Source organism: uncultured Thiocystis sp., assembly GCF_903866365.1.
In the GTDB taxonomy this organism is placed as follows: Bacteria; Pseudomonadota; Gammaproteobacteria; order Chromatiales; family Chromatiaceae; genus Chromatium.
On the sequence record NZ_CAIPNF010000323.1, the window covers coordinates 1 to 9,652 of the forward strand.

At 60.8% G+C, this 9,652-nt stretch carries 9 protein-coding genes and 1 pseudogene; 7 read left to right on the plus strand and 3 right to left on the minus strand.

The window, feature by feature from the left end; all coding sequences use genetic code 11:
* From QZY07_RS18320 to prfH, 5 genes are all read left to right on the plus strand, one after another.
* Window positions 1-1,899, plus strand: a 1,899-nt coding sequence (locus QZY07_RS18320) for a DUF262 domain-containing protein (protein ID WP_295405812.1), incomplete at its 5' end; no start/stop codon positions are given.
* Window positions 1,883-2,107 carry a hypothetical protein gene (locus QZY07_RS18325; protein ID WP_295405814.1) on the plus strand — a complete coding sequence of 75 codons (225 nt, stop codon included), beginning with the start codon at window positions 1,883-1,885 and terminating at the stop codon, window positions 2,105-2,107. The genes QZY07_RS18320 and QZY07_RS18325, both read left to right, overlap by 17 nt.
* A gap of 80 nt (window positions 2,108-2,187) precedes the next feature.
* Window positions 2,188-2,649 carry a DUF29 domain-containing protein gene (locus QZY07_RS18330; RefSeq protein WP_295405816.1) on the plus strand — a complete coding sequence of 154 codons (462 nt, stop codon included), beginning with the start codon at window positions 2,188-2,190 and terminating at the stop codon, window positions 2,647-2,649.
* Window positions 2,650-2,775: 126 nt separating this feature from the next.
* Window positions 2,776-3,933, plus strand: a complete 1,158-nt coding sequence (locus QZY07_RS18335; protein WP_295405818.1) for an RNA ligase RtcB family protein — start codon at window positions 2,776-2,778, stop codon at window positions 3,931-3,933.
* Window positions 3,926-4,561: a peptide chain release factor H gene (gene prfH / locus QZY07_RS18340; protein ID WP_295405820.1), complete on the plus strand. Its 636-nt coding sequence runs from the start codon at window positions 3,926-3,928 to the stop codon at window positions 4,559-4,561. Before QZY07_RS18335 ends, prfH begins: the two co-directional genes overlap by 8 nt.
* Before the next feature lie 124 nt (window positions 4,562-4,685).
* On the opposite strand, the gene QZY07_RS18345 is transcribed toward prfH, so the two are convergent.
* Both QZY07_RS18345 and QZY07_RS18350 read right to left on the minus strand, forming a co-directional pair.
* A complete protein-coding gene (locus QZY07_RS18345; protein ID WP_295405822.1) occupies window positions 4,686-4,976 on the minus strand; it encodes a HigA family addiction module antitoxin in 291 nt (96 codons plus the stop codon).
* A gap of 9 nt (window positions 4,977-4,985) precedes the next feature.
* Window positions 4,986-5,210: pseudogene (locus tag QZY07_RS18350) on the minus strand (type II toxin-antitoxin system RelE/ParE family toxin); the annotation flags it as partial.
* A 512-nt stretch (window positions 5,211-5,722) separates the two neighbouring features.
* Between QZY07_RS18350 and QZY07_RS18355 the strand changes: the two are divergent.
* Together QZY07_RS18355 and QZY07_RS18360 are read left to right on the plus strand one after the other, a co-directional pair.
* Window positions 5,723-6,544, plus strand: a complete 822-nt coding sequence (locus QZY07_RS18355) for a transposase (protein WP_295405824.1) — start codon at window positions 5,723-5,725, stop codon at window positions 6,542-6,544.
* A gap of 12 nt (window positions 6,545-6,556) precedes the next feature.
* Entirely contained in the window at window positions 6,557-9,136 is a 2,580-nt protein-coding gene (locus QZY07_RS18360) for a penicillin-binding protein 1A (RefSeq protein WP_295405826.1), read from the plus strand.
* A gap of 40 nt (window positions 9,137-9,176) precedes the next feature.
* Here the strand turns inward: QZY07_RS18360 and QZY07_RS18365 are convergent, their stop codons facing one another.
* On the minus strand, window positions 9,177-9,368 hold the full coding sequence (locus QZY07_RS18365; RefSeq protein ID WP_295405828.1) for a hypothetical protein: 192 nt from the start codon (window positions 9,366-9,368) through the stop codon (window positions 9,177-9,179).
* Window positions 9,369-9,652 lie beyond the last annotated feature (284 nt).

Consider the following 9,652-nt stretch of genomic DNA (forward strand, 5'->3'; position numbering starts at 1 on the left):
AACACCCATGACTGTGACGCCTCTGTGACGCTAGCCAGACACCGTTGGGCTGTTGTAAAAACCAATTGGACAACTAACATGATTCCTGTCTCTAACTTATTCATTGGCTCCAATATTTTTATCGTTCCAACTTTTCAGCGTCCATATTCTTGGGAAGAGCCGCAGTGGCTGGACCTGCTTCGGGATCTTAGCATTGCCGTCGGTAGACACGCGGCAAGTAGGAATGCAATACATTATTTTAGTGCCATTCATACGATCATGGTCGCTCCTCATGACGCATTGTTAACTCACTATAGTGATACTGATAACGTCGACATCCAGGATCTTCTTCACTGCGGTTTCATGGCAAATTTTCAGAACTACGAAGCTCATTTGGTCATTGATGGTCAGCAACGCCTCATCACGCTATTTGCATTACTCGAATGCTGTGGGCACACAGCGCAAAGATATGTCGATTTACCAAATGGAAGACGTATTCCAAGACTCATCCTGAATCCGGCCTCGGACCATGTGCACTGGCGCAATTTGTTGAAGTTAGACCCTGCTGCCCCACCGTGCACAACACGCAGCCAGCAGCGCCTGCACGATCTGTTTGGCCATTTCGCGATACATGGTTTTCAACAGGGCCATCCGAACAACCCTGAATGTGCGTTTCTGATCGGTCAATCAACAAAGTTAAACTGGATAAGTCTTCCGGCTGGCTTCACATTAGCTCCATTCCTGACTTTGAACGACCGTGGCAAGGATTTGACAAAGCTGGAGAAGGTCAAAAGCCTTGCGATGGAAGCTGACGAGAACTGGAATGCAGGAGGATTTTCCCACGGTCTCAATACTTGCTTTGGCGAGATCTACCGATCGATTGACCGCAATGAAAGCCTGCTAACAGAAAACGATTTATTGCGCCAAATTGCCATTATCCTTTGGGAGGCCAAAATTGGCCAACCTGATGGTCTGCATGACAATAAAGGCCAACCGACGACATACCCCAGAGTTCATGATGAAAGCCTCGAAAATATCTATCAAATCTATCGCGTTTATCTCTCTGATCAGACAGTTCATGCCAATCCGTTAGTTGCGGATCTCCTGGCGCGGGGCAATGTTCTAGTCAATGAGCATAATGCACTGACGGCGCATCTCGCGGATGCCCGTCAGGCAAGACTGCTTGGACAACCAAGTTTCGCAGATGCACTGTTTCCACACTCGCCTCGGCGAGATGCCCGCCACGACTACCAAATGGTCCTGGATTCGCTTGGTTTACAACCAAAACAACTCGCCATTCTGCTCGCAGTGCGTAATCGTTATGGCGTCGAATGGCATCAGTCTCTTGGACTGATGCACGTTTCTAATCAAGGGATCGAAAAGGAACTTCATGATCTGTATTTGCAATATGTCAATCTAAAAAATGATTTAGCTGAACCAATAGGGGATACTGAGTGGGCAATCCAGATACAGCAAGAAATTGACGATATTCCAGATGAAAGTAAGCGTGATGTCACGCCACTGTATCTCGCCGAGTTGTTACGTCTAATCGTTGGTAACGCTAAACCAGGAAATTTCGGGGGTACTTGGGGATATGGATTTGGCAACCATACAATCACCAGCCAGGAATTTCTCAACGCATGGGTCGGCTATCTGCTCGGTAATTACAGTCGAGACAGATTTATCATCTGGCAGATTGCACGCAATTTACGGCTTGATAACCAGTCTCGGGAGCTGCGTTATCTGCTGCGTGAGTTTGAATGCTGTCTTCCAGGTGGTTTAAATGCGCATGTTCAAATGTCAAATTTTCAGATCGAACATTTCTTTGGGCGTGATTTCAATCTGATTGCTGGTATACCAGGTCACGGCTTTTACGGGCACAGCAGATTACGAACAGGAATTCGTGGATCGACCGGGTAACAAGCTGATGCTTCATGCGCAATATAATCAGAATCTTAACGTGACGCCGGTTCATCAAAAGGTGCTGCAATATAACAAACCTAGCTTTACGCAATCGGCGCAACAGATCGCCCACGATCTTAATGGCAACCAGAACCTTGGTCTTTTACGCCAATATGTGATGCTGAGACAGTTGCGGCTGGCGGCCTTTGCCGCCAAGCGTTTCTGACTTCAGGCGCCTGACTTCCTGGATTCCTGACAGAAACGCTCGTCTGCGCCAGCCCGGATCGCAAGTGCTGACGATCCGGAATGGTGACCCATCTGGAGCAACACACCATGCCGAATCTCTATGAGCAGGATTTCTACGCCTGGACCCACGAACAGGCCGAACTGCTACGCGCCGGTCGTTATGCCGAATTGAGCGCCGAGCATCTGATCGAGGAGATCGAGGACTTGGGAAAGCGCGAACGCCGGGCCGTGGCAAGCCGTCTGGCAGTTCTGATCGGTCATCTGCTGAAATGGCAATACCAGCCGGAATATCCGTACCGCAAAAGCTGGCGCGCCACGATCAACGAACAGCGCCGCCGCATCGAGCAGTTGCTGGCCGAGAGCCCCAGTCTGCGTGCGCAACTGCCCGAACTCATCGCGGACGCCTATCCGGACAGCCGCGATCTGGTGGTCCGGGAAACGCCGCTCGATTACGATGCCTTGCCGCTTGCTTGCCCGTATCCGCTGGAACGGGTACTCGATAACGGTTTCTGGCCGGATTGAGAAGCCGCTTAGACCGCTGGCGTTTACCGCAGCTAGTTTTCCACACGCAGGCCAGCGACACGCGAGAACTCGCCGGTGTTGCGGGTGACCTGATCCGCCTGATTCATCCGCCGAGAACCTGATCCGATGACCGACGCTTACCAACTCATCGCCTCTCCCGACACCTGGATCGAGGGCGAGGCCCTGCGCCAACTGGCGCAGACCGCTGCCTTGCCGGGGATGCGCGCCGCCGTGGGACTGCCCGATCTGCACCCCGGCAAGGGCTATCCCATCGGCGCGGCTTTTTTGAGCGAACGCATCTATCCGGCGCTGGTCGGCAACGACATCGGCTGCGGCATGGCGCTGTGGCGGACGGATCTGGCGGTGCGCAAGTTCAAGCCCGAGCGGGCGGCGGAGCGGCTCCAGGGACTCGAAGCCCCCTGGGATGGCGATCTGGCCGACTGGCGCGCGGACTTCGCGCTGGAACCGACCGCCTTCGATGCCGCGCTTGGCACCATCGGCGGCGGTAACCATTTCGCGGAAGCGCAGTGCGTCGCGGAGGCGACGGATCCGGCGGCGCTGTCGACGCTGGGGATCGACCGCGAGCGAATGCTGTTGCTGGTCCACAGCGGTTCGCGCGGGCTGGGCGAGGCGATCCTGCGCGCGACGATCGAGACCCAGGGGCATGCGGGACTGGATCCCGCCGCGCCGGCGGCCATCGACTATGTGCGTCGGCACGACCAGGCTTTACGCTGGGCCGAGGCCAATCGCGCCCTCATCGCCCGCCGCCTCCTCGCTGCCCTGAACGCCGAGGGCGAGCGCACGCTCGATGTCTGGCACAACCTGGTTCAACCCCTGGACTGGCACGGTGAACGCTTGTGGCTGCATCGCAAGGGCGCGGCGCCGGCGGACCGGGGAGCGGTCGTCATTCCCGGCTCGCGCGGCAGCCTGTCCTATCTGGTCCAACCGCGCGAGGAGAGCGACCAGAGCCTGCGCTCGCTGGCCCATGGCGCCGGGCGCAAGTGGAAACGCGGCGAGGCGCGCGGTCGCTTGAGCGGTCGGCAACGGCCCGAGGATCTGGTGACGACGGCGCTCGGCGGACGGGTGATCTGCGAGGACAAGGAACTGCTCTACGACGAGGCGCCGGAGAACTACAAGGGCATCGAGCGGGTGGTGGCGGATCTGCGCGAGGCCGGGTTGATCGATGTCATCGCCACCCTACGCCCGGTGCTCACCTACAAGCTGCGGCGCCCAGCTCATCGGCAACCCGGCGCGCGCCAACCGCCGCGCGGCCGTCATGCGTGACGCGACCCTGTGGCTGCAACTCTCCGCCGGACGCTGTCCGGCGGAGTGCGAATGGGTGGTGGGACGCTTGGCGCCGATCCTGATCCGCGACGTGACGGAACAGGGGCTGACCGTGGACGAGATCGCCCGCACACCCGGCGCGCAGGGCAGCGACGCCCGCTCGATCCTGCTGCGGGTGACCGGTCCCGATGCCTCGGTCCAGGTCGCGTCCTGGTTGGGCACCATCCAGTGGATCGGCGCCAGCCCCTACCGACCGTGCCACCCCCGCAAAAACTGGTTCGTCAGCGTGGCGGCCTTCCCGGAACACCAGGCCGATGCCTGGCACGAGCGGGAGATCCGCATCGAGACCCGGCGGGCGAGCGGCCCCGGCGGACAGCATGTCAACCGCACCGAAAGCGCCGTGCGCGTCACCCATCTGCCGACCGGACTGAGCGCGCTCGCCCAAGAGGATCGCTCGCAACACTTCAACCGCCGGCTCGCGCTCGCGCGGCTCGCCGCCCTGCTCGCCGAGCGGGCGGACACGCAGGTCCGTGCCGCCGAGGACCAGCGCTGGCGACAGCACACCCAGCTCGAACGCGGCAATGCGGTGCGCGTCTATCGCGGCGCCGACTGGACGCGCGAGCGGTGAACGACTGCCCCACTCCTTGGCGACATCTGCTGTCGCACCGCGTCGCTACACTCGCCCGCAGGCAGCCTCATCCAAGCGTGGAGACCAACGATGAAACCCAAACAGCGCGAATCAGCATCGTCGCTCAGGCCGCCAGCAGTTGAATCCGAGACAATTCGTCGCCTTGGGCGCGCAGCACTTCTTCCGTGTCGTAGTCAGCCTGCAAGGCGAGCCAAAACCCCGGCGACGTGCCGAAGGCGCGGGAGAGCCGCAATGCGGTATCGGCAGTGATTCCACGCTTGCCAGCGCAGATTTCGCTGATGCGCATCGCCGGCACGTGAATCTGTTTCGCGAGACGGTATTGGCCGATGCCCATCGGCACCAGGAATTCTTCGCGGAGTACCTCGCCGGGGTGAATGTTCCTGATCGTGTCCATGCTGCTTCCTCAGTGATCGTCGCAAATTTCAACGCGCTCGGCGTTGCCGTTGTTCCACACAAAACAGATGCGCCATTGGTCATTGATGCGGATGCTGTGCTGTCCGGCGCGGTCCCCCGAGAGCGCCTCCAAGCGATTGGCTGGCGGGAGACGCAAGTCGTCCAGGCGCTGCGCGGCATTGAGCATGCGTAGCTTGCGGCGCGCGACCTCTTGGATCTGATTCGGCAGCTTTTTGGTGAAGCGGCCCTGCCTACAGGTTTATGAAACATCCGGGCTTAATGGCAGTGACCCGTCGCCCGCAAGCGGGCTCTTACGAGGTTTGACGCTTGGTAAGGTCATGTCAGGAATTCGCCAAAAGTGAGGTTCAAACGGAGAATTGCCGGGGCGCGGGCGTTTGGAATTCGGGCGACATCGACCTTGATGTACAATCCCAGCGACAGACTATTGCGATATCCATCAGCTTTAGGTGATTTCCGTGAAACCTTGTACCCGCGATCCGCCCGGTCATCGACAGGATTAACAGGATTTCGCAGGATTGACAGGATTTATCGATCGCTGTTTTTAGTCCTCTCAATCTTGAAGAATCCTGCCCGGAAATCGCCTTAAAGAGCCCCGTTTTCATCGGCTTGTCCGACGCGCGCGGAGCATCGAACCGTTCCCAATTCACTGCCCAAATCGCAGCAACCCTGATCGTTTCGCGCCATCACAACCGTGCCAGAGACCGAGACCGGAACCCGAGCCGCCCCATGAAAGTCACCTGCATCGCCCATGCCCGCCGCCTGAATCCAGGAAAAGACCGCGCCCTCGCGGAGCAGGCGCGGCGCTTGGGCGCGGTGCGTTCCGAGGTCTGGCAGCGCGACGGCTCGGTCAGTGGCGCGTCGCTCGGCGACCGCCAGATCCGCGACGCCTGGCTGGCCGAAGGCCGCACCTTCCCGGTGTCCTGGCGGCGCGCCGCCGCCAGCGCCGAGCGCCAGCGCCTGTTCACGGCGCTCAAGCGCAACGCCTGGCCGAGCGATCCCTGCCTATCACGGATCATGCGCCAACACCGGCGGCGCGGGCACAACCAGACTCACCATCAGATCGTCGTGCGCTCGGACATCCGCCAGTTCAATCTGGGCCGCCAAAAGCTCGACCGCCGCGCCCGCAAGACCAAGTCGCGCCTCCGCGATGTCGTTGACCAAGCGACCCATGCCGTCATCGACAAGGCCGCCACGATCGCCGCCGAAGACCTGACCGCCCCCCTGAGCGGTCGGCGCTTCGCCAAAGACACCAACCGCCGCCTCGCCGCCTGGACCAAGGGCGTGATCGCCGAGGCGTTGGACACCGTTTCTCAGCGTCGAGGTTCGACGCGCGTGCTCGTCAATCCTGCCTACACCTCACAAACGCATTCTCGTCACGGTTGCCTACTGGGCAAGCGCCAAGGGGATTCATTTCACTGTCTCGACGGGGTGGTGTTGCAGGCCGACGAGCTGCTCAACCCGGACTCCAGTTGCTCGCCAGCCACGGCGCGATCAACGGAGAGCGAATGGCTTGAAAACAGCAAGGCGCAACTTTGCGCATGTTTTTAGGAGCAGTGAAACTTGGAACCACAACCCAACCGGGCGCAGTCGACGTCTTCCCCGCACACCCCACCGGACACCGCCGCCGAACCGGATGCGTCCCGGCAGGCGAGTGCGGGATCCCAGCGAAAAACCCCGGTGTCGCGGCCGGTCAGCCGCGCGCCGCGTTCCTTTTTTGGCTGGCTGGGCCATTTCCTGAGCATCCTGGGCCTGCCCCTGCAACTGCTGGCCCTGGGCTTGCTGGGTCTGGCCGCCTTCATCAGCGTGACCCTTCCCGACTTGCCGGATGTCCAGAGTCTGCGCACGGTCCAGTTTCAGGAGCCGCTGCGGGTCTTCAGCGCGGACGGCGCGCTCATTTCGGAATTTGGCATCGAGCGCCGCCGACCGGTCGCCATCGGCCGGATTCCTCCGTTGGTCATCAAGGCCTTTCTCGCCACCGAGGACAGTCGCTTTTTCGAGCATGGCGGCGTCGATACCGTCGGCATGGGACGGGCCTTGATCAGTTATCTCACGACCGGCGAAAAGGCCCAGGGCGGCAGTACCATCTCCATGCAGGTCACCCGCAATTTTTTCCTGTCGTCGAAAAAGACCTTTCAGCGCAAGCTCATGGAGGTGCTGCTGACGTTGCATGTCGAGCAGGCCCTGACCAAGGACGAGATCCTGGAACTCTATCTGAACCAGATTTTTTTCGGGCATCGCACCTACGGCATCTCCGCCGCCGCCTCTCTGTATTACGACAAGACCCTCGACGAACTCAGCGAGTCCGAGGCGGCGATGCTGGCCGGCATTCCCAAGGCGCCCTCCACGAATAATCCGGTGACGAATCCGGCCCGCGCGCTGGAGCGGCGCGATTACATCCTGGAACGCATGCGCGAACTCGGCTACATCGACGCGAATCGCTACGAGATCGCGTTGAAGGAGCCCGATACCGCGCGCCTGCACCGCCGTCAACCGGAGCTGGACGCCGGTTTCATTGGCGAAATGGTGCGCTCGGAAATGCTGCGGTTTTACGGCGAGGACGCGGTCAGCCAGGGGTATCGGGTGACGACCACCGTTGAATCCTGGCTGCAGACGGCTGCCCAGAATTCCCTGCGGCTGTCGCTGAATCAATATGACCGCCGGCACGGCTATCGCGGTCCCGAGGCGGTCGTGAATCTGGCCGGGATGTCGGAGGAACGGATGGACGAGTCTCTGGCGACAGTGGTCCAGATTCCGGAGCTGGAGCCAGGGCTGGTGACCAGGGTCACCGCGGCCGGGGCGGACATTTATCTTGGTCAGGGTCGGCGCGTCACGCTGGACGCGGGTCGTCTCTCCTGGGCGCGGACCCAGCGCAATCTGGCCCGCTGGAACGGTGCGCGGCGCAAATCCTTCGACGCCGTGCTCGCGGGCGACCTGATCCGTCTCCGACAGGGAAAAAAAGGCGGCTGGGAGTTGAGTCAGATCCCGCGCGTCGGCGGCGCCTTGGTGTCCATTGCCCCGCGCGACGGGGCCGTGCGCGCATTGGTCGGCGGTTATACCTTTAACGAGAAAAAATTTAATCGCGCCGTGGACATGCGCCGTCAACCCGGTTCCAGTTTCAAGCCATTCATCTACGCCGCCGCGCTCGACAAAGGCTGGACCCCGGCCAGTCTGCTCAAGGACCAGGCGGTCAAGATCCCCGGCAACGAGCGCTGGAACCCGAAAAACTTCGATCACAAGGAGATGGGGCCGATCCGCATGCGCAAGGCCCTGGCGCTCTCGCGCAACCTGGCCAGCATCAATCTGTTGCAGAGCGTCGGCATCGAGGAGACCCAGACTTACCTCCGCCGCTTTGGCTTTGAACTTGAAGCCCTGCCGCTGGGCCTCTCGATGGCGCTCGGCACCGGCGAACTCTCGCCGGTCAAGCTCGCCGAGGGCTACGCGGTCTTTGCGAACGGCGGTTATCACGTCATTCCCTATTTCATCGCGCGCGTCGAGGATGGCAACGGGCGGATCGTCTTCGAGGCCAATCCGCCGCAAGCCTGCGCCGATTGCTGGTACCGGACCGGCGCGGCGACGGCCAGCACCCAGGGGCTCCAGCCGACCAATCCCGCCGAACAGGCGATCGATCCGCGCATCGCCTATCAGATGACCTCGCTACTGCGCGAAGTGGTGGAGCATGGCACGGGAACCCGCGCCAAGAAGCTGAATCGCGAGGATATTGTCGGCAAGACTGGCACGACCAACGATGTCCGCGATTCCTGGTTCGCGGGCTATCAGGCCAACTTCGTGACCATCGCCTGGATGGGGTTCGACGATTTCGGCAAGCTTGGCCGGGGCGAGGAGGGCGGCAAGGCCGCGTTGGGAATGTGGGTCGATTTCATGCGCGTGGCACTCAAGGATCAGCCGCTCGCCACGCTTGAGCCGCCGCCCGGTCTGGTGCAGGTGCGCGTCGACCCGAATCGGGGGACCGAAACCAAATCCAAGAGCGGGATCCTGGAGATGGTGAAGGAGGAAAGCCGCCTGCTGCTACTCGGTCCCGAGCCGATCAAGGTCGCCGGCCCATCGGCTGGCCCAGCCAAACGAAAACCGGCCACGACCGTCAAACGCTCGGCGCCGCGGGTCATGGACGATCTGTTTTAACCGCTCGTCCAAGGCTGGCGGGCGGCGTTGGCGCATCGACTCACGCCGCGTCCGGCGCTGGCGGGGTCGACGCGGTGTCGGCGCGATCGGTGTTGTCGTCGTGGTCGAGCGGTTGCGCCTCTGAAGGCTGCTCCTCGCCGGCGACAGTCTTCCGCTGCTGCTTCTCTTCCTTCTTCTGCTTTTTGGCGAGGTCTCGCTGACGCTTTGCAAACGCGTAGTTAGGTTTGGCCATTTGACATCTCTTCCGCTCGGTTTGAGGATAAAGACAACAGAATAAAGCATTTCCCCGCCGGCTGCTGTCGGCAGTTCGCGGGGGCGGCCAGGGACCGCGCCGCGAAGACGCGAGCGCCGAAGAATCCATCCACGAGTTGTCATACTCGACTTTGGCCATTTCAGGGCGTCGCCGCCAGTTGGTTGAGCAAGGCTTCCAGGCGCTGGGGCGAAATTAGGACCGGCTCTTGGTCTGGCGTTGAGTTGACGCAATTGTCCTCGGCCCAGATCGTGCGGCGCACCAGC

What these genes read in the sequence shown, in the direction of transcription:
- QZY07_RS18330 (WP_295405816.1), top strand. Translation starts at nt 2,188, where the DNA reads ATGGTGACCCATCTGGAGCAACACACCATGCCGAATCTCTATGAGCAG.
- QZY07_RS18335 (WP_295405818.1), top strand. Translation starts at nt 2,776, where the DNA reads ATGACCGACGCTTACCAACTCATCGCCTCTCCCGACACCTGGATCGAG.
- prfH (WP_295405820.1), top strand. Translation starts at nt 3,926, where the DNA reads ATGCGTGACGCGACCCTGTGGCTGCAACTCTCCGCCGGACGCTGTCCG.
- QZY07_RS18345 (WP_295405822.1), bottom strand. Translation starts at nt 4,976, where the DNA reads ATGGACACGATCAGGAACATTCACCCCGGCGAGGTACTCCGCGAAGAA.
- QZY07_RS18355 (WP_295405824.1), top strand. Translation starts at nt 5,723, where the DNA reads ATGAAAGTCACCTGCATCGCCCATGCCCGCCGCCTGAATCCAGGAAAA.
- QZY07_RS18365 (WP_295405828.1), bottom strand. Translation starts at nt 9,368, where the DNA reads ATGGCCAAACCTAACTACGCGTTTGCAAAGCGTCAGCGAGACCTCGCC.